The organism is Pigmentiphaga sp. MLSB6-MA01, assembly GCF_058793475.1.
The window spans coordinates 92794-110283 of the sequence record NZ_JBXAFV010000015.1; the positions used below are offsets into that span (position 1 = coordinate 92794).

18 protein-coding genes are annotated in these 17490 nt (G+C 68.7%); 8 read left to right on the top strand and 10 right to left on the bottom strand.

Annotation, left to right across the window (positions count from 1 at the left end; translation table 11 throughout):
- Window positions 1-7: 7 nt before the first annotated feature.
- Complete coding sequence (gene dctP, locus AC1Q6E_RS22465) at window positions 8-1012, bottom strand: TRAP transporter substrate-binding protein DctP (protein WP_492573549.1); 1005 nt, start codon at window positions 1010-1012, stop codon at window positions 8-10.
- A gap of 246 nt (window positions 1013-1258) precedes the next feature.
- Here dctP and AC1Q6E_RS22470 point away from each other — a divergent pair, with 246 nt between their 5' ends.
- Window positions 1259-2203, top strand: coding sequence for a LysR family transcriptional regulator (locus AC1Q6E_RS22470; protein WP_296559139.1), 945 nt, complete (start codon window positions 1259-1261; stop codon window positions 2201-2203).
- Window positions 2204-2225: 22 nt separating this feature from the next.
- Here the strand turns inward: AC1Q6E_RS22470 and AC1Q6E_RS22475 are convergent, their stop codons facing one another.
- The gene (locus AC1Q6E_RS22475; RefSeq protein ID WP_492573550.1) at window positions 2226-3044 is read right to left on the bottom strand and encodes a ChbG/HpnK family deacetylase; all 819 of its coding nucleotides are present in this window, start codon (window positions 3042-3044) and stop codon (window positions 2226-2228) included.
- Between the two features lie 24 nt (window positions 3045-3068).
- On the opposite strand from AC1Q6E_RS22475, the gene AC1Q6E_RS22480 reads away from it, so the two are divergent.
- Window positions 3069-3464, top strand: a complete 396-nt coding sequence (locus AC1Q6E_RS22480) for a GtrA family protein (protein ID WP_152794192.1) — start codon at window positions 3069-3071, stop codon at window positions 3462-3464.
- Here the strand turns inward: AC1Q6E_RS22480 and AC1Q6E_RS22485 are convergent.
- From AC1Q6E_RS22485 to AC1Q6E_RS22495, 3 genes are all read right to left on the bottom strand, one after another.
- Window positions 3418-4968, bottom strand: a complete 1551-nt coding sequence (locus tag AC1Q6E_RS22485; RefSeq protein ID WP_152794194.1) for an ArnT family glycosyltransferase — start codon at window positions 4966-4968, stop codon at window positions 3418-3420. The two genes, AC1Q6E_RS22480 and AC1Q6E_RS22485, sit on opposite strands and share 47 nt — an antisense overlap.
- Window positions 4969-4972: 4 nt before the next feature.
- The gene (locus tag AC1Q6E_RS22490) at window positions 4973-6025 is read right to left on the bottom strand and encodes a glycosyltransferase family 2 protein (protein ID WP_296559145.1); all 1053 of its coding nucleotides are present in this window, start codon (window positions 6023-6025) and stop codon (window positions 4973-4975) included.
- A 108-nt stretch (window positions 6026-6133) separates the two neighbouring features.
- Window positions 6134-7075, bottom strand: a complete 942-nt coding sequence (locus AC1Q6E_RS22495; RefSeq protein ID WP_152794198.1) for a LysR family transcriptional regulator — start codon at window positions 7073-7075, stop codon at window positions 6134-6136.
- Between the two features lie 127 nt (window positions 7076-7202).
- On the opposite strand from AC1Q6E_RS22495, the gene AC1Q6E_RS22500 reads away from it, so the two are divergent.
- The 4 genes from AC1Q6E_RS22500 to AC1Q6E_RS22515 are packed head-to-tail and all read left to right on the top strand — an operon-like array spanning window position 7203 to window position 11214.
- The gene (locus tag AC1Q6E_RS22500) at window positions 7203-8183 is read left to right on the top strand and encodes an isocitrate lyase/PEP mutase family protein (protein ID WP_296559150.1); all 981 of its coding nucleotides are present in this window, start codon (window positions 7203-7205) and stop codon (window positions 8181-8183) included.
- Between the two features lie 46 nt (window positions 8184-8229).
- Window positions 8230-9198, top strand: a complete 969-nt coding sequence (locus tag AC1Q6E_RS22505) for a Bug family tripartite tricarboxylate transporter substrate binding protein (RefSeq protein WP_152794202.1) — start codon at window positions 8230-8232, stop codon at window positions 9196-9198.
- 34 nt (window positions 9199-9232) lie between these two features.
- Window positions 9233-10249, top strand: coding sequence for a dihydrodipicolinate synthase family protein (locus AC1Q6E_RS22510; RefSeq protein ID WP_152794204.1), 1017 nt, complete (start codon window positions 9233-9235; stop codon window positions 10247-10249).
- Window positions 10246-11214 (top strand): Bug family tripartite tricarboxylate transporter substrate binding protein, encoded by a 969-nt coding sequence (locus AC1Q6E_RS22515; protein WP_492573551.1) that lies wholly within the window; start codon window positions 10246-10248, stop codon window positions 11212-11214. Before AC1Q6E_RS22510 ends, AC1Q6E_RS22515 begins: the two co-directional genes overlap by 4 nt.
- Before the next feature lie 19 nt (window positions 11215-11233).
- Here AC1Q6E_RS22515 and AC1Q6E_RS22520 read toward each other — a convergent pair whose 3' ends face one another.
- A complete protein-coding gene (locus AC1Q6E_RS22520) occupies window positions 11234-12358 on the bottom strand; it encodes an MFS transporter (RefSeq protein WP_492573552.1) in 1125 nt (374 codons plus the stop codon).
- A gap of 77 nt (window positions 12359-12435) precedes the next feature.
- Here AC1Q6E_RS22520 and AC1Q6E_RS22525 point away from each other — a divergent pair, with 77 nt between their 5' ends.
- On the top strand, window positions 12436-13359 hold the full coding sequence (locus AC1Q6E_RS22525; protein WP_296560929.1) for a LysR substrate-binding domain-containing protein: 924 nt from the start codon (window positions 12436-12438) through the stop codon (window positions 13357-13359).
- Window positions 13360-13368: 9 nt separating this feature from the next.
- Here AC1Q6E_RS22525 and AC1Q6E_RS22530 read toward each other — a convergent pair whose 3' ends face one another.
- The 3 genes from AC1Q6E_RS22530 to AC1Q6E_RS22540 all read right to left on the bottom strand — a co-directional run bounded on the left by AC1Q6E_RS22530 (window position 13369) and on the right by AC1Q6E_RS22540 (window position 15807).
- Entirely contained in the window at window positions 13369-13764 is a 396-nt protein-coding gene (locus AC1Q6E_RS22530; RefSeq protein ID WP_152794211.1) for an OsmC family protein, read from the bottom strand.
- Window positions 13761-14708, bottom strand: a complete 948-nt coding sequence (locus tag AC1Q6E_RS22535) for a DedA family protein/thiosulfate sulfurtransferase GlpE (protein ID WP_152794213.1) — start codon at window positions 14706-14708, stop codon at window positions 13761-13763. Before AC1Q6E_RS22535 ends, AC1Q6E_RS22530 begins: the two co-directional genes overlap by 4 nt.
- 139 nt (window positions 14709-14847) lie before the next feature.
- Window positions 14848-15807 (bottom strand): Bug family tripartite tricarboxylate transporter substrate binding protein, encoded by a 960-nt coding sequence (locus AC1Q6E_RS22540; protein WP_492573553.1) that lies wholly within the window; start codon window positions 15805-15807, stop codon window positions 14848-14850.
- Between the two features lie 130 nt (window positions 15808-15937).
- Between AC1Q6E_RS22540 and AC1Q6E_RS22545 the strand changes: the two genes are divergently transcribed.
- Complete coding sequence (locus AC1Q6E_RS22545; protein ID WP_492573554.1) at window positions 15938-16861, top strand: LysR family transcriptional regulator; 924 nt, start codon at window positions 15938-15940, stop codon at window positions 16859-16861.
- Window positions 16862-16983: 122 nt separating this feature from the next.
- On the opposite strand, the gene AC1Q6E_RS22550 is transcribed toward AC1Q6E_RS22545, so the two are convergent.
- Window positions 16984-17472 (bottom strand): universal stress protein, encoded by a 489-nt coding sequence (locus tag AC1Q6E_RS22550; protein WP_492573555.1) that lies wholly within the window; start codon window positions 17470-17472, stop codon window positions 16984-16986.
- Window positions 17473-17490: the final 18 nt, after the last annotated feature.

A 17490-nucleotide genomic window follows, 5' to 3' on the forward strand; every position in this document is an offset into this window, starting at 1 on the left:
CGGTGTATCAGCGGCTGGCGAAGAGCGACTTCAGCCTGGCCGCGTGAGCCGGGCTGACCTCGGCCATCCGCTTCCAGGCGGCGTCATGGGCGGCATCCAGCAGCTTGCGGCTGTCCTCAGGCGAGAGCGCGATGGTCTTGACGCCCGCCTCGGCCTGCCGCTTCGCCTCGGCAGCGACTTCGTCCTTGTACGTCACGTTCTGCTCTTCCGCCCAGGCGAACTGTTTCTGCAGGAACTCGCGCTGAGCCTGCGTCAGGTTCTTCCACGACGACAGGTTCATGAGGATGCCGTTCTCCGAGCCATAGAAGCCGGGGTCCACGCGGTATTTGGTTTTTTCCTGCCAGCCGAGGTCGAAGATGCCGGCGATGGGCCAGCCGTAGCCGTCGACCACGCCGCGTTCGAGGGCCGTGTAGAGTTCGCCCGGCGCGGTCTGCACCACCGTGCTGCCCAGGCCGAGGAAGAGATCCCGGTAGACCGGCGTGATGCGCATCTTCTGGCCCTTGAGATCGCCGGTGAAGCCCTTGTTGGTGTAGATGTGATAGGGCACGCCATCGCTCAGCCGGGCAAGATAGGTCAGGCCCTTGGGCGCCAGCAGCGTGTTCATGTAGTCGATGGCGCCGTTCGCGCGCAGCTCCCGGGTCGTCAGGTCGGTGTAGGACATGGCGATGGCCTCGGGCACGATGTTGGTGTAGAAGACGCCCGTCACATTGGCGAGGTCGACCACCTTGTTGCGCACGGCATTGCCTACCTCGAACGGCGGGATGGCCTTGGGGCCGCCGATGTAGTTGATCTGCACCAGGCCCTTGCCTTCCCGGTTGACCTTCTCGACGAAGCGCTCGAAGTGGCGGGAGAAAAAGGTCTTTTCGTCGAAGGAACTGACGGCGCGGAGGGTGACCTGCTGGGCCTGTCCCAGGGCCGGCGCGGCCAGACAGGCGAGCGCGGCGACCGCGAGGACGGCGCGGCGCTTTCTTTGCAGGGAGCGGGAACCGGCGTTGACGAGGGACCTGAGCATGTTGTCTCCATTGCCGGCTTCTTTCGCTGGCCGTGGGGCTGGCGAAGGCGGCGATAAGGGGTTGGATGGATGGGATGGCGAGGCGGACCGAGGTTAGAGGGCGGCCGCGAGACCCGTCAACGCGATTTCCTGCGGCATGCGATGAATTCTTTTCATGCACGGCGGCGGTGCGCCCGTGGGGCGCGATCGGTGCCAAAATGCCGGTGCGCGCCATGCGCCTCTCCGGACGACTTTCGCGACATCGCCATGGAATTGAAGCAACTCAGAGCGCTGCAGGCCATCGCCGACACCGGCAGTTTCGGCGAGGCGGCGGCCCAGCTCGGCCTGACCCAGTCGGCGCTCAGCCACCAGGTGCGCCACCTCGAGGCCGAACTCGACGAAACCCTGTTGATCCGGGCCCGGCCCAAGGTCTATCCCTCGCCGGCGGGACTGGCGGTGCTGGCCTCGGCGCAGAAGATACGGGCCGAGATCATGGCGCTGGAAGCGCGCTTCGAGCGCTCGAAGACCGGGCCGGTCACGGGCACGCTGCGCATCGCCGCCACCACGCTGTCCATCGTCTACGTGCTGGGCGACCTGTGCGAGGCCTTCATCGAGAAGTATCCGGGCATCGAACTGATTTTCACCGCGACCGAAAGCGCCGAGGCCGCGGTCAGGCGGGTGCAGGTCGGGACGGCCGACGTGGCGTTCGGACCGCTGGCCGACGGCAGCAGCCAGATGGTCAGGGTGGCGCTGGGCAGCACCGAGCACGCGTTCATCGTCCGCAGCGGCCATCCGCTGGCCAAGCGGGGGACGGTTTCCCTGGACCAGTTGCGGGAATTTCCGTTCGTCCTGTTCCAGCCGGGCAGCGGCACGCGGGCCATCACCGACGAACTGTTCCTGCCGGATGGCGGCTACCCGTCCATTCTGACCGAGTCCAACGACGCCCAGTTCATCAAGCGCATCGTGTCGATCAGTTCCGGCATCGCGCTCATGCCGGTCTATGCGCTGGCCGACGAGGTGGCCAGCCGCAGGCTGAGCCTGTTGCGTTGCGCGGGCCGGCCCATCCTGGTCGATATCGGCATCGTCCACAAGAAGAACGTGCTGATGAACTCGATCGAGCTGTTCAAGTCGCTGTGCCTGGACCAGCGGGGACCGTCGCCCATCAGCATCACCATCGAGAACGCGCGCAGCCTGCCGTTCGCCAGGCGCTGAGCCAGGAGGAGCGCGGGGCGCCTCAGGCCAGAGGCCCCACGCGCAGGCCTTCTTCGTCCAGCCAGCGCATGAAGGCCGGGCCGGCCAGGACCCGGTACTCGGCCACGCGCTGCCCGCCGGGCGGGTCGTCCGCCACGGGCGCGACGGACGGATGGCACATCAGCACGTCCCGGTCGCCGGCGTGCCGCAGCCACTTGCGCATCAACGCGGCATAGTGCTGCTCCCCGCCTTCGAAGCCGTATACGCCCAGCAGGCGTTCATTGGTCCGCAGCCCATGGCCGCGCGCAAGCCGGGCCAGCCCTGGGGCGCCCAGGGCGGCGATCACGCGGGCCTTCAGGCGAGGCGGGCGCGGCATGCCGGGAAGGGGGGCCGCGCGCGTGGAACGCAGCCACGGCAAGCCATCGGCATAGCGCCGTGTCAGCAGCGCGACCAGGCGGGCACGGATATGGGGCAACTGGTGCACGTGCTGGTGGCCGTCGACGTAGTCGGGCCGGCGGCCGAAGGCCCGTTCAAAGGCATCGAACTGCCGGGACAGCCGGGCATCGATCCAGGCGCCGTCCAGCAGGCCCGCATAGCTGCGGGCGATGAGCGCGGGCAGGGAAGGCCGTTCGGCAGGCGTGTCGAAGAACGCGGTGAAGTCGAGGTGCAGGCCGATCTCGATGCCTGTGCCGCCGAGCTGGCTGGCGTAGGTGCCGAAGCTGGGCCCCAGCGTCATGCAACTGGCGGCGCTGATGCGTTCGCGCGCGGCCAGGGCAAGGATGGCCAGGTCGACGGACGCGTCCATGCCGAAGTCGTCCGCACACACGACGATGCGCCTGCCGGATAATGGCGTTCCGTTCATCACATTTCCGTTGGATGGCCATCCATGCGCCTGCTTGCCGGACAGATCCTTCGTTTCGTCGCCGTCGGTTGCCTGGCGGCCGCCACCCATTGGGTCGTGGCCGTGGCGTGCGTCGAAGCGCTGCACCTCGTGCCCCTGTGGGCCAACGTGGTGGGCTGGCTGGCCGCCTTCTGCGTATCGTTCGCGGGCCATCTGCTGTTCACGTTCAGACATCCGCTGCACGCGTGGCGTCACGCCGCCGCGAGATTCTTCCTCGTATCCGCCGGCGGCTTCGCAGTCAACGAAATGGCCTATGCCTGGCTGCTCCATGTGTCCTCGGTGCGTTATGACGTTTTGCTGGCAGCGGTGCTGGTGGGGGTCGCCGTGGGTACCTTCATTGCAAGCCGGCTATGGGCGTTTCGCCGCACTCCCGGCGCATGAGTTCGTCTCCCGCCTCGATCAGCCACACCCTGCTGCGGCCTTCGGCCAGCACGGCTTGCCGCTTCGCCAGCAGCGGCTTGCGCGTGGCTTCGTCGGCGGTGCCCCAGATCCAGTAGCGTGCCCCGGCGGGCGCCTCGCACAGGCGCTCGCGCAACAGCCGGTCCGACAGCAGTACCTGCTGGCCCTGGGCCGGGTCGAAGTGCGCGGCGTCATACAGTTCCTTGCGCCAGTTGTCGCGCTGGGGGATCTGCGGGTCGAGCCAGTCGTCCACGACCCAGATAGGGGCGGGGGAGCGGGCATACAACTGCAATTGGAAGGGGTACTCGTGCAGCGCCACCAGCGTGTCGCCGGGCTTGAGCCGCGTGCCGATCTCGATGGCCAGGGATCTGGGCGCCTGGTGCGAGTAGGCGGCGGCCGCGGCCATCGCCGCGCCGCACAGCGTGGCCGCGGCGATGACGGACAGCGGGAACAGCCGCTGCCAGCGCAGGCCGCGGCCGCTGCGCCGGACCGACATGACCACCTCGGCCAGCAGGAAGGAGAAGGCGGGCAGCGCCGGCACGATGTAGCCGATGAGCTTGGAACTGGGAATGGAGAAAAAACCCAGGATCACGAGGAGCCAGATCAGCATCAGCCGCCGGAGCCCGCCGTCGGGCGCGCTCCAGAAGCGCTTGCTGAACAGCCCGGCGGCCCAGGCCGACCAGGGCAGCGCCAGCGCGGCAAGCACGGGCAGATAGAACCAGGCCGGCTGCACGTTGTTGAATCCGCCGGCGGAGAATCGCTCGAACTGCTGGTAGACGAAGAAGTAGTGGAAGAATTCCGGATAACGCAGTTGCATCAGCCAGAACCACGGTACCGCCACGAGCAGGAAGACCCCGATGGCGGGCGGCCACAGCAGTACCCGCAGATCGCCCCAGCGGCGTGCCGACGCCACCCAGATCAGCAGGACGGCGGCCGGCAGCGCGACGCCTATCAGGCCCTTGGCCAGTATGGCCAGGCCTGCCAGCACCGCGCAGGCCAGCATCATGCCGCGGGGAGAGGCTCCTTCCCGCTCGCGCAGCAGCGCCTCCGCGCCGGCCAGGATGCACAAGGTGATGAGGCTGGCCACCAGCATGTCGAGGTTGGCGAATTGCGCGGCGCCGTAGAAGAAAGGCAGTGTGGCCAGGATCAGCGCGGCGACCGCGGCGGTGCCGGCGTCGCGCCGCCGGCGCACGAACAGGTAGAGGCCGACCGTGGCCAGCCAGGCCGCCAGCACCGAGGGCAGGCGGGCAGCGAACTCGTTGACGCCGAACACCGAGAACGAGGCCTCGGCCAGCCAGTAGAACAGCGGCGGCTTGTGGAAATAGGGCATGCCGTTCAGCAGCGGGACGGCATGGGAGTGGCTGCGCAGCATTTCCCACGCGACGCCGGCATAGCGGCCTTCGTCGGGCAGCATCAGGGGCCGCACCCAGGACAGCATGGCGAGCCAGGCCGCGATGGCGGCGAAGAACAGGCCGGTCTTTTTCATCGTTTCATCGCGTGCCCGCGCGGCGGCTGCGCGTTCCCGTGCCCTTGCGGGACCTGACCACGTACAGCGGCCGGCCCTTGACCTCGTCGAAGATGCGGGCCACGTACTCGCCCACGATGCCCAGCGAGATCAGGTTGAGGCCGGCGAAGAACAGCACCGCGGCGACGATGGTGGTCCAGCCCGCGACGATGTTGCCCTTGACCAGGTATTCGCCCACCACGTAGCAGCCATAGGCGATCGACAGCGTGGCGAAAAGCCCGCCCACGAGACTCGCCATGCGCAGCGGCCAGGTCGTGAAGGCGGTCAGTCCGTCCAGGGCCAGGCGCCCCAGCTGGAGCGGCCGGAAGTGGCTGCTGCCGTGCGCGCGGTCGGCCGGGACGTAGGGCAGCGGCTCGGACTTGAATCCCACCCACGCATACAGGCCCTTCATGAAACGCGTGCGTTCGGGCAGGGCGATCAAGGCGTCCACGACGCGGCGGTCCATCAGCCGGAAGTCGCCGGCATGCGCCGGAACCTCGACGCGGCCATGCGAGCTGAGCAGCCGGTAGAACAGATGCGAACCCAGGCGCTTGAGCGCGGGCTCGTCGTCGCGATGGCTGCGTACCGCGTAGACCATGTCCGCGCCGGCGTCCCACCTGGCCAGCATCCTGTCGATCAGGTCGGGCGAGTGTTGCAGGTCGGCGTCCATGCTGATCACGACGTCGCCGTCCGCCGCTTCCAGGCCGGCGCTGAGCGCGGCTTCCTTGCCGAAGTTGCGCGAGAGCTGCAGGTAGCGGAAGCCGGGGACCTGGCTCCAGCGGGCCATGAGTTCGGGGGTTTCGTCGGTGCTGCCATCGTCCACCACGATGATCTCCCAGCTTCGGCACAGCGTGTCGAGGCGGGCTTGCAACAGGGGCAGAAGCTCGCGCAGGTTGCGAGCCTCGTTCAGGCAGGGAAGGACGCAGCTGACGTGGACATCGTGGAAGGCGGAATCCCTGGGAGCGGCCGCCTCGGGAAGAGGCAGGACCACCCCGGGCAGCGCCGGGCCGAAGCCATCCAGATCGTGTTGGACATCCATGGAACACTCGGAAGTAACGACAGGAATGGCGCCAGTATGGTCGGACGTGCGTCGAATTTTCGTTGAAGGGATGTCGAGTTTCCGTTCTCCGGATCGTTCAGAAAAATGTCAGGTTCCGGGCGGTCCGTAGGTGCGTTCCCCGCGCTCGGCGATGACCTCCAGCAGCGCGCCGGTGAACGCTTCCAGGACGGCCGGCTGTTCCCGCCCGCGCTTGGTGATGAGGTGGAAGCCCAGCGACAGCACAGGGTCGGTCAGCAGCGCGGTGACGACCGGCACGTCGGGTCCGACCGGCGCGGCGAACGACGGAATGATGGTGGGACCGACGCCGGCCGCCGCCATGCCGATCAGCGATTCCAGGTTGTTCATCCGGATGCCGCCTTCCGGGCGCAGGCGTTTCGATGCGGTCTTGCGCTTGTCGATCAACTGCTGGAGTTCCGAGGTGGGATGCAGCTCGACGAAGGGAACGTCGGGCAGGTCGTCCCAGCGTATGCGCCGCGGCCTGCCGGGCGCCTTCAGCCTCAGCGGCGCCGTGCGGCATTCCATGTACAGGAAATCGAATTCGAACAGGGGGCGCCGCGAGACCTCGGGCACATGCCGCGGGAAGATGCCCAGCCCGCAGTCGAGTTCCCCGCTGCGCACGCGGCGTTCGACCTCGGGCTTGGGCAGGTCGAACACGTGCAGGTCCAGCGTGGGCTGGGTGACGCGCAGCTTCATGTATACGTGCGGCATCACGCTGGCGGAAAAGATGGGCGTGGCGCCCACACGCAGCGTGCGCCGCCGTTCTTCCGACAACTGGCTGAGGACGGGCGCGATGGTTTCCACTTCATCCACGACATGCTGGGCGACGGGCACCAGCCGCTGGCCGGCCGCGGTCAGGTGGACCGACCGGGTCGTGCGTTCGAACAGCCGGCACGCCAACTGGCCTTCCATGTCCTGCATCATCAGGCTCAGGCCAGGTTGGCTGATGTGCAGCTGTTCGGCCGCGCGCGTGAAGCTGCGCGTATGCACCACGGAAAGAAATGCCTTGAAGTGCCGGATCGAGAGATTCATAAGTAACGTAAATCAATAGATATAAGAGATATATTAGACAAATTAAACGACTCTTCCTAGAATTTCCCGCAAGCAAGCACAGATGCACCCGCCGGCCAGGCCGGACGGGGCGACAGGAGACGGGACGATGAACGAGGCGACAGCCAAGCGGCGCCAATTCCGCGAACTACTGGCCAGGGATGAACTGCTGGTCATGCCGGGCGGCTTCAGCCCCCTGCTGGCCCGCATCGCGCAGGACGCGGGGTTCGAAAGTTATTTCATCGCCGGTTCGCAACTGTGCGCGTTCCTGTACGGATACCCGGACACGGGCGTGATGGGCCTGCGCGACGTGGTCGACCATGCGCGGCATGTCGCCGCCCGGACGGACATCCCCATCTTTCTCGACTTCGATACTGGCTTCGGCAACGCGGTGAACGTCTGGTTCGCGGTGCAGGAGGCGGTGCGGGCCGGCGTGGCGGGATTGCAGATCGAGGACCAGGAAGCCCCCAAGAAGTCCGGCACCAGCGCCGGCCGCCGCTGCATTCCCGTGGACGAGGCCGTGGGCAAGTACCGCGCGGCCGTCGCCGCCCGCGACGAGATCGACCGGGAGTTCGTGGTCTGCGCGCGCTGCGACGCGCTCGGGGCCGCCGGCGAAACCTTCGAGTCCGCGCTGAACCGCTGCATCGCCTATGCCGAGCAGGGGGGCGTGGACCTGGTCTGGCTCAATTCGGTGCAGAGCCGCGAGCAATTGAAGATCGCCTGCCGCGAGATCCCGGTGCCGGTGCTGACCATCTGGGGCGGGCAGGGGCCGGCGCCGACGCTGGAGGAGTACCGCGACCTGGGCCTGCGGGTGGTGTTGTATCCGACCATCGCGGCCTCGTCCGGGATGCAGGCCGCCTGGCGCGTGCTGCACGATTTCCGGCGGCGCGGCCAGGCCGCGCTGGCGGACTGGGCAGCCCAGGTCAACGCCTGCCCGGACGGGCCGGCCGACTACAAGACCCTGTCGGGCATCCCGAAAGTGATGGAGCTGGAACGCCGGTTCCTGGCGGCGGACAGCCGTCCCGACTACGAAGGCACCTGGGGCCACGGCGGCACGCTGGAGCAGAGCGGCAGGCAACCCCCGAAGTGACCGGAGCCGGCGCGGCCGGTACCCATTCTTCCACCTGGAAACGAACATGGATCGACGTCAATTATTGAAGGTCGCGGGCGGAGCCTTGCTCGCGCCCACCGTGGCACGCGGCGATAGCTACCCCAGCCGCCCCATCCTGCTGCAGGTGCCTTTTCCGCCGGGCGGCGCGGCCGACGTGATGGCACGGCTGGTCGCGCGCAAGATGAGCGAGTCGCTGGGCCAGCCGGTGGCGGTCGAGAACAAGCCCGGCGCGGGGGGCATCATCGGCGCCGCGGCGGTGGCCCGCGCGGCGCCCGATGGCTACACCCTGCTGCTGTCCACCACCAGCACCCACTCGCTGGCCGCCGCCATCAAGTCCACGCTGCCCTACGATCCGGAGAAGAGCTTCGTGCCCATCGTCGAGATCGCCAACGGCAAGAGCGTGCTGCTGGTGTCCAGCGCTTCGGGCATCCAGGACGTCGCGTCGCTGATCAAGCTGATGAAAAGCCGCGGCGCCAACAACAATTTCGGTTCGGCCGGCGTGGGGACCCTGGCGCACCTGAACGGCGAGGCCTTCAAGCGCGCCGCCGGCGTCGAGATGACGCACATCCCCTACAAAGGCATGTCGCTGGCCGTGCAGGACCTGATAGGCGGCCAGTTGACGATGATGTTCGACAGCGCCGTGTCCGCGCTGGCGGTGCTCAAGGGCGGACGCATACGCGCGCTGGCCGTGGCGGGGCGCAAGCGCACGCCGGTGCTGCCGGACGTGCCGACGCTGATCGAGGCCGGCGTGCCGGGGTTCGACATGGAGGCCTACTTCGGCCTGTGGGCGCCGGCGGGCACGCCCGCGCCCATCGTCGAGCGGCTCAATGGCGTGCTCAACGCCGCCATCGCGTCGCCTGACCTGCGCACCGAGATCACCAATCTGGCGGCCGACCCCGCGGGCGGCACCAGCGCGGCTTTCGCCGAACGCGTCGCCGGCGACCGGCGAAAGTGGAAACAGATCATCACCGACGCGGGCATTACCCCTGAGTAGTGCCCGGTCCCATTCATTGCTTCAGGAGTCCACGTTGAGCAATTCCCCGTTCCATCCCCTCGCGCGCCGCCTCTACACGGCGCTGGTCCTGCCCTTGCAGGACGATTTGAGTATCGACGAGCCGGGCCTGCGCCGGCTGGTGCGCTATTACCTGCAACAGCCGCGGTTCGCCGCCGAGGGCGGTCTCATCGCCAATCCCGAGGCAGGGGAAGCCTTCTACCTGACCCGCGAGGAAAAGCAGCGGGTATTGGAGATCGTCATGGAGGAGGCCGCGGGCAAGATGCCGGTGCTGGCCGGCACCTTCGCATGGACCACCGCGGAAACCGTGCAGACCGCGCTCGACGCGAAGGAACGGGGCGCGGACGGCATCTTCGTGGTGCCGCCGGCCGGCTCCATGGACGTGGCCATCGCCTGGGACTCGGTGCGCTACCCCGAGGTCTGGCTGGACCAGATCAAGGCCCAGGACCGGGCCGTGGACCTGCCCATTTTTACGCATCCCATCACCAACGCGTCGCAGCCGTGGGGGCTGGGACTGCCGCTGGAGCCCACGCTGAAGTTCTGCCGCGAGGTGCCCAACATCGTGGGCTGGAAAACGACCTACGCCTACCAGGGGCACCGCATCCTGGCGCGGGCCATGCGCGACCAGGCACCCGGCGTGGCGCTGCTGTGTTCGAGCGCGCATTTCTTCCACGAGTACCTGGCCAGCGGCAATTTCGACGGCACCATCAGCGGTTCGTGGAACTACGCGCTGGAGCCCATGCTGGACCACATCGAGGCGATGCGCGCGGACGATCTGGCTGCCGCCCGCCGTCTCTGGAATGCAGGCCTGGCGCGGCTGCACGAATACATCTACGCCGAGCCCGGCCGGCTGCATGTGCGCTACAAGATCGCGACCTGGCTGCGCGGCCTGATCGAGTCGCCGCGCATGCGTCCGCCCATGCCCGAGCCGCGCGCCGAGGAGATCCGCCGCATCGATCAACTCATGCGCGGCGCCGGCATCGAGGTTGTCCGGGAGCCGGCGCAGATGGCCGCCGCGGGGAGAGAGGCATGAAGGGCGCGTACCGCATCGCCGCGCTGGCGCTGGGAGCGTTGCTGCCCGTGGTCGGTCTCCACGCCCAGGCGTATCCGACGAAGCCCGTCAAGATCGTGGTGCCCTTTCCGCCGGGCGGCTCGACCGACGTGGCGGCCCGGATTCTCGGCGCCAAGCTGGCCGAGGGTTTCCGGCAGGCGGTCTACATCGAGAACAAGCCCGGTGCGGGCACCACGATCGGCGCCGCGTATGTCGCCACGTCGCCACCCGACGGCTATACCTTGTACGTGACAGGACCGATCACCCACGCCAGTTCGCAGGCGCTCTACAAGAAGCTGCCCTACGACGCGCTGCGCAGCTTCGCGCCGGTCGGCAACATGACGGCTTCGCCGTTCATCGTGGTGGTCCATCCCGCCTCGCCGGCGAAGTCGCTGAAGGACCTGCTGGAAGCCGCGCGCAGGCAGCCGGGGCGCCTGAGCTATGCCTCCAGCGGCAACGGCGCCGCGCCGCATCTCGTGACCGAGATCATCGCGCGCGCCGCCGGGGTGTCGTTCACGCACGTGCCGTTCAAGGGCGTGGGGCCGGCGGTGGTCGCGCTGCTGGGCAACCAGGTGGACTTCATGATCGCCGACGTGGCCGTCGTGCCGCAGATACGCGAAGGCAAGCTGCGTGCGCTGGCCCTGACCACGGCGGCCGAGTCGCCGCTGGTGCCGGGGGTGCCGTCGATGGTGGCGGCCGGCATGCCCGGGGTCGACGTGCCCAGCGGGCTGGCCCTGTTCGCCCCGGCGGGCACGCCCGAGGCGGTGGTCGCGCGCGTCAACGCGGCGATGAACCAGGCGCTGCAGGACGCGGATGTCAGGCAGAAGTTCGCCGCGCAGGGTTTCGACGTCCAGACCGGCACGCCGGCCGAACTGGGCGCGATGATGGCCCGGGAGATCGAACGCTACGGCCAGGTCGTGCGGCAGACGGGGATCAGCATCGATTGAGCCGGCAAGCGGCGCGGGGTCAGTCGCCGCGCAGGCACGCCAGCGCGGCGGCCGACAGCAGCAGGGCCGCCCCGCCGTAGATCAGGATGGGGGGCGCGGCGGGCAGCAGCAGGCCGGCCAGCATCGGTCCCGCGCCGGCACCGATGTCGCGCCAGATCGAGCGCGCGGCCAGTGCCTGGATGCGTTCATGGCCAGGATGCCGCCGCGCCACGATGGGCGCCAGCAGCGGCAGTTGCAGGGCGCGCAATACGACGATGACGAAGGCGCAGGCCCATAGCCAGCCGGCGCCGAATCCGACCAGGGCGGCCGAGGTCGCCAGCGACAGGACGACCAGCATGCGTTCGGCGCCCAGGCGGTCGGCGAGGCGCCCACCCAGCGGACTGAGCAGGATCTCCGACAGGTAGCGCAGCGCCATCAGCACGCCGGCGGCCAGCAGGGCCCATTCGGGCAGGGCATCCTGCGCGAGCAAGGCCAGGCCGATGATGAACAGGCCGTCCAGCGTCAATCCTTCCATGAACGACCACGCATCCAGGCTGCCCGGCGGCCGTATGCGGCGCGCCGGCGGCGGCGCGGCCTGGGTCCGGCCGTGCGCCGGCAGGCGGCGCGCCAGCGGCAGGGCCAGCAAGGCGAGGGCGGCCAGGATGAAGAAGATGACCCGCGGTCCGGCCACCTCCGCCAGCCAGGCGGCCGCCGGCAGCGCCAGCATCGGGCCGGTCGCGATCAGGGCGCGCGAGCGGCCCGTGCGCTGCGCCGCGCCGGACAGGCTGGCGGTGGCCAGCGCCTGGGTGGACAGGTTCAAGGCCGCGAAGGACAGGCCCCACAGCAGCCGGGCCGCGAGCAGCAGCCAGAAGCCCGACAGCAAGGCATAGCTCAGTGCGCAGCCGGCCGACGCCAATGCCGCCAGCGTGCAGATGTCGCGGTCGCCGCGCGCGGCGTACCGGCGGGCGACCCAGCCGTAGCCGGCGATCCGGATCAGTCTGTTGGCGGCCAGCAGCACGCCGGCCTGGGCGAGGCTCACGCCGAAGTGCCCGGCATGGGCGGGCAAGAGCAGGTAGAGGACGACATCGGCGGGCAGGGCCAGGCTCAGGACCAGGGCGGCATCGCGCGAGTGGCGGTCGGTGGAGGACGCGGCGGGATCGGACATAGGCCGACATGGTGACGCCGGCGTGCCCGGCGCGACAAACGATTTAAACTGGCGCCACACGTGAGAAAATCGCACGCATGAACCATCGACCGCCGCCGCTCAATGCCGTCCGGGCCTTCGTCGCCGCCGCCCGCCACCTCAGTTTCACCCGCGCCGGGCTGGAGCTGGGCGTGACCCATGGCGCGGTCAGCCGCCAGGTGCGGCAACTGGAGGATTACCTGGGCGTCGAGCTGTTCGAGCGCCGGACGCGGCAGATCGTCCTGACGGCGGCGGGCGCGCAGTTCCTGGCCGATACCGCCCCGGCGCTGGCCAGCATCTCGGCCGCCGCGGAAGCCTTCGTCGGGCGCAATGCCCCGAGTGTGGTCCGCATCAACGTGCGTCCCAGTTTCGCCGTGCGCTGGCTGATTCCGCGCCTGCCGGATTTCGTGGCGCGCCATCCGCAGATCAAGCCGGAAGTGGTGACCAGCACCCTGGCGCCCGAGAAGGCGATCGAGAGTTTCGACGTGGCCATCCGGCGCGGACGCCGCGGCTGGCCGCCCTCGATCGAGGCGCGCGCGTTCATGCAGGACGAGGGACTGGTCGTCGCCGCACCGGAATTGCTGCGGGCCCGGCCCGTGGCGCGTCCGGCGGACCTGGCGGGGCATGTCCTGCTTTATTCCCGCTCCCGGCGCGGGGACTGGGAAGCGTGGTTCACCCAGGTCGGCCGTCCGCGCGCCCGCCAGCAGCAGACGCTGCAGTTCGATCATCTGCACTTCGTGATGCAGGCGGCGCTGGACGGACTGGGGCTGGCGCTGGCCCCGGTTTCGCTGCTGGGCCACGATCTGGCCAGGAGCCGGCTGGCGGCACCCCTGCCCGACCTGCGGCTGGCGCTGGACCGCTATTACTACGGCGTGGCGCCTGACGCGGGGGCGCCCGCCCAGTTGTTCGCCGCCTGGTTGCGGGAAGTGGCGCAGGCTGAAACGCGGCAGCAACTGAAGCTGGCGGGGATCGTCGCCGGCTGAGCCGGCCCGTCAGGCTCGCGTGATCTCGCTGTCGATCTTGATGGTGGTGGTCGTCATCAGCTTGTGGATGGGGCAGCGGTCGGCAACGGCGTGCAGCTCCGCCACCTGTTCCTCCGTCAGGTCGCCGTTCAGCACCAGGCGCACGGCCAGCCGGTATTCGCCGCGCCGTTCGTCCTTGTCGTCGCGGACGATTTCCACGTCGACGCCATCCAGGGGGATGTTCTTGCCCTTGGCGTAGATCATCAGCGTCAGCGCCTTGCAGCCTCCCAGGGCCGCGTCGAAATAGTCGTGCGGGGAAGGCCCCTCGCCTTTGGGGGCGGGCATGTCCAGGGGCACGTCGTGCGCGCCCAGCGAGATGGTGTAGCGCATGCCGCCGGGCATGTTCGATTTGACGTGTACGCTCATGATTGCTCCGTTGCCGGGGAGGCGAGTGGGGATGCGGGCACTTCGCGGTAGGCCTGCCAGGCATCGTGGCCGCCCAGCAGCGCCCAGGTATTGGCGTAGCCCGCCGCGCGCAGCTTGGTGGCCAGCATGGCCGCCGAGATTTCATTGGGACAGGCGCAGTACACCACGATGTCGGTGTCGTAGGGGCCGAGCTCCAGGCCGTCGAGCGGCGCATGCACGTCCACCGCGATGGCGCCGGGCAGGGGGTCGTCGGGCTGGGGCCGCACGTCCAGCAGGACTGGCCGGCGGCCCGCGTGCTCCCAGGACACGAGTTCGTCCACCGGCAGGCGAGGCACCGTGCGCAGGTGCTTGACGACCCGCCACCGCTGGATCATCCGGTAGGCGATGTACAGCGCCAGCAGCGTGCCCAGGAACAGGATGCCCATCTGCCCGTACTGGTCGATGGCCAGCAGGATATCGGCCACCACGGGATGGAAGATCGCGCCCAGCAGGACCGCCGAGCCGCCCCAGATCAGCGTGCCGGCCAGTTCGTAGCCGACGAAGGTCCGGTAGGGCGCGCGGGTGAGTCCGGCCATCACCGTGCTCAGGGCGCCGGCGCCGGGCAGGAACTTGGCCACCAGCAGCAGGCGCGGCCCCACCAGGAGGTAGCGGCTCTGGGTCTGGCGTATGCAGGAGTCCTGCGACAGCGAAACGCGACAGATGATGCTGAGCAGCCGCGCGCCGTGGCGCTGTCCGGCCACGTACCAGGCGCTGTCCGCGATCAGGCTGGCCGCGACGGTGCCGGCCAGGATCAGCGGCCACGAGAGCTGGTCCTGCGCGGCCAGCGCGCCGGCCACGACCAGCAGCGGATAGGCGGGTATGGGCAGGCCCGCCTGTTCCAGCAGCACGTTGAAGAAGACCAGCCATGCTCCGTAGAGCACGAGCAGCGTCTGTAGATCGGCCAAGGGAGCCTCCTGGATGGGTATTCTAGGAGAGGATAGGGTCGATCGCGGCCGAAACAAGCCCGCTGGCCGTGGGGGATTTCGTTCCGCGCCGATCCACGTTACCACAGGCTCCGGCGGGTCTCCGTGGCTGCCTGCCGGCTCATTCGGCGGTGATGTTCGCCGCCTTGACCACGTCCGCCCAGCGCTGGGCATCCTTGGCGACGAGCTTGCCGAATTCGGCCGGCGAGGAAGTGGCCGGCACCATGCCCTGCGCCTCGAACGCGGACGCCGTGGCGGGCGATTGCAGCGCCTGCGAGATCTCCTTGTTCATGCGGGCGATGATCTCGGGCGGCGTGCCCTTGGGCGCGAAGACGCCGTACCACATGTCCACGTTGCCGCCCCTGATGTCCGCTTCCTCCAGGGTGGGGACGTCGGGCAGCTGGACCAGGCGTTTCGCGCTGCCGGTGGCGATGGCCTTGAGCTTGCCGCCCTTGATCTGCGGCAGGGCCACGTGCACCGGCAGGAACATCGCGTCTATGCGTCCGCCCAGGATATCGGTGACGGCGCCCGCCGTGCCCTTGTAGGGCACGTGCATCATCTGGGCCCCGGTCTGTTGCAGGAACAGCGCCATGGACAGGTGGTGGGGCGTGCCCACGCCGGGGGTCGCGTAGGTCAGCTTGCCGGGCTCGGCCTTGGCCGCGGCCACCAGTTCGGCCACGGTCGCGGGCTTGCGCGAGGTGGGCGATACCAGCAGCAGCGTGCCCCACGAGGTCAGCGCCACGGGGTCGAAGTCGGCCACCGGGTCGTAGGGCAGCGACTTGTACAGGCTGCGGTTCATGACCAGGGTATTGACCTGCACCATGAAGGTATGGCCGTCGGGCGCGGCGCGGGCGGCGCGTTCGCTGCCGATGTTGCCGCTGGCGCCGGCCACGTTCTCGACCACGATGGGCTGGCCCAGGGTCTTGCCGAGCTGGGTGGAGAGCTGGCGGGCCACGAGGTCGATGCCGGTGGCGGGGGTGTAGGGGACGATGAAGGTGATGGGGCGGTCGGGCCAGGCGTAGGCGCTGGCGCACGAGCAGGCCAGGGCGAGGGCGCCCAGCGCGCGCAGGGGTCTAAGCATCTCGATGTCTCCTTGGTATGGTCTCCTGCCAGTATGCGGAAAGCGATATGCTTTGGAAAATGAATTTTTGTTCTCATCCATATCCGGTGCGATATGGCTGGGATGACCCTTTCGCTCCCGGTTTCCGCCCATGGATTGGACCCACCGCCTGCGGCTGCGCAATCTCCAGATGCTGCTCAGCCTTGCCCAGACCCGCAACATCAGCCATTCGGCCGCCGCGCTCAACACCACGCAGCCCGCATTGTCCAAGTGGCTGCGCGAACTGGAGGACGACATCGGCCTGCTGCTGTTCGAGCGGCACGCGCGCGGGCTGCGGCCCACGTCCCATGGCGAGGCGCTGATCGCCCATGCCCGGCGCATCGAGGCCCAGCTGGACCGTGCCCACAGCGATATGGAGGCCATGCGCGAAGGGGGCAGCGGGCAGGTGCTGATCGGCACCTCGGGCGCGGCGGCGCCGGATACGGTTCCCCTGGCGATGCTGGGGTTGCTGCGGCGCATGCCGCAGGCCCGGATCCGGGTGGTCGAAAGCACGATGGACCAGTTGATGGGGCAATTGGCGCAGGGGGAACTGGACATCGTGGTGGGCCGCTCCGCCCCTGAGCTGCACGATCCCGCCATCCGGTCGGAGGCGCTGTACCTGGAGCCCATCCATTTCGTGGCGCGGCCGTCGCATCCGTTGTTCGAGGGCGGCGAGCCGACGTGGGACGCGGTGATGGGGCATCGATGGATCCTGTGGCCCCGGGGCACGCCGATACGCAATGCGCTGGATGCCGCGCTGGCGGCCGCGGGGCGGGATCTGCCGGTCGATTACGTGGAGTCGAATTCGGCCACGCTGAACATGACCTTGCTGGCCCACAGCGACATGGTGGGGGTGGCGTCGCACCGGGCGGCGATGCGGCTGGTGACGATGAGCGCGGTGCGGATCGTGCCGTTGCGCCTGTCGGGATTCGGGTCGGTGGAAATGTATTGGCGCAATGACGCGTTGCGGCCGGCGGGGGTGGAGACGGCGTTGGAGTGCCTGAGGGAGGTGGTGCGGGGGCAGGGGGAGCCCTGAGTCCTTGAGACGGCGGCGCGTGGGGCGTATCGGCCCCAGGATGCGGTGGATCCGGCTCCGCCGGTCCACCCGCATCGCCCCCTTGAGGGGACGCCCGAAGGGCGTAGGGGGTGGGCTTCCCTTCAGCGCGTAGGGGGGGGATTCTTCTTTTCTTTCTCTTCTTTCACGCGGTAGACGAGGACCGCGACGTGGGCGAGGGACAGGACCTTGGCGGTGACGCTGCCCAGCAAGAGGCGCGAGAGGCCGCTGCGGCCGTGGCTGCCGATGAAGATGAGGTCGCAGCCGGCTTCGGCGGCGGCCTGGACGATGCCGTCGGCGACGTTGAAGTTGGAGACGGACAGGGCGGTGCTCTTGACGCCCGCGGTGTCGGCGCGGCTGGTGACGGCGTCGAGGTACTTGGCGGCCTGTTCGGCCGAGGCTTTTTCGTAGGCGTCGTCGGTGATGGCGTAGGCGGCGGCCATGCCGTCGAAGCCGATGGTGGCGGCGAAGGGCTGCGTGACGTGCAGCGCCACGATTTCCGCGTTGACCGAGCGGGCGAAGCTGACACCGGCGTTGGCGGCCTGGGCGGACAGCGGCGAGCCATCGGTGGGGATCAGGATTTTCTTGAACATGACGTTTTCTCCTTGAAG

What these genes read in the sequence shown, in the direction of transcription:
- dctP (WP_492573549.1), bottom strand. Translation starts at nt 1,012, where the DNA reads ATGCTCAGGTCCCTCGTCAACGCCGGTTCCCGCTCCCTGCAAAGAAAG.
- AC1Q6E_RS22470 (WP_296559139.1), top strand. Translation starts at nt 1,259, where the DNA reads ATGGAATTGAAGCAACTCAGAGCGCTGCAGGCCATCGCCGACACCGGC.
- AC1Q6E_RS22475 (WP_492573550.1), bottom strand. Translation starts at nt 3,044, where the DNA reads ATGAACGGAACGCCATTATCCGGCAGGCGCATCGTCGTGTGTGCGGAC.
- AC1Q6E_RS22480 (WP_152794192.1), top strand. Translation starts at nt 3,069, where the DNA reads ATGCGCCTGCTTGCCGGACAGATCCTTCGTTTCGTCGCCGTCGGTTGC.
- AC1Q6E_RS22485 (WP_152794194.1), bottom strand. Translation starts at nt 4,968, where the DNA reads ATGAAAAAGACCGGCCTGTTCTTCGCCGCCATCGCGGCCTGGCTCGCC.
- AC1Q6E_RS22490 (WP_296559145.1), bottom strand. Translation starts at nt 6,025, where the DNA reads ATGGATGTCCAACACGATCTGGATGGCTTCGGCCCGGCGCTGCCCGGG.
- AC1Q6E_RS22495 (WP_152794198.1), bottom strand. Translation starts at nt 7,075, where the DNA reads ATGAATCTCTCGATCCGGCACTTCAAGGCATTTCTTTCCGTGGTGCAT.
- AC1Q6E_RS22500 (WP_296559150.1), top strand. Translation starts at nt 7,203, where the DNA reads ATGAACGAGGCGACAGCCAAGCGGCGCCAATTCCGCGAACTACTGGCC.
- AC1Q6E_RS22505 (WP_152794202.1), top strand. Translation starts at nt 8,230, where the DNA reads ATGGATCGACGTCAATTATTGAAGGTCGCGGGCGGAGCCTTGCTCGCG.
- AC1Q6E_RS22515 (WP_492573551.1), top strand. Translation starts at nt 10,246, where the DNA reads ATGAAGGGCGCGTACCGCATCGCCGCGCTGGCGCTGGGAGCGTTGCTG.
- AC1Q6E_RS22520 (WP_492573552.1), bottom strand. Translation starts at nt 12,358, where the DNA reads ATGTCCGATCCCGCCGCGTCCTCCACCGACCGCCACTCGCGCGATGCC.
- AC1Q6E_RS22525 (WP_296560929.1), top strand. Translation starts at nt 12,436, where the DNA reads ATGAACCATCGACCGCCGCCGCTCAATGCCGTCCGGGCCTTCGTCGCC.
- AC1Q6E_RS22530 (WP_152794211.1), bottom strand. Translation starts at nt 13,764, where the DNA reads ATGAGCGTACACGTCAAATCGAACATGCCCGGCGGCATGCGCTACACC.
- AC1Q6E_RS22540 (WP_492573553.1), bottom strand. Translation starts at nt 15,807, where the DNA reads ATGCTTAGACCCCTGCGCGCGCTGGGCGCCCTCGCCCTGGCCTGCTCG.
- AC1Q6E_RS22545 (WP_492573554.1), top strand. Translation starts at nt 15,938, where the DNA reads ATGGATTGGACCCACCGCCTGCGGCTGCGCAATCTCCAGATGCTGCTC.
- AC1Q6E_RS22550 (WP_492573555.1), bottom strand. Translation starts at nt 17,472, where the DNA reads ATGTTCAAGAAAATCCTGATCCCCACCGATGGCTCGCCGCTGTCCGCC.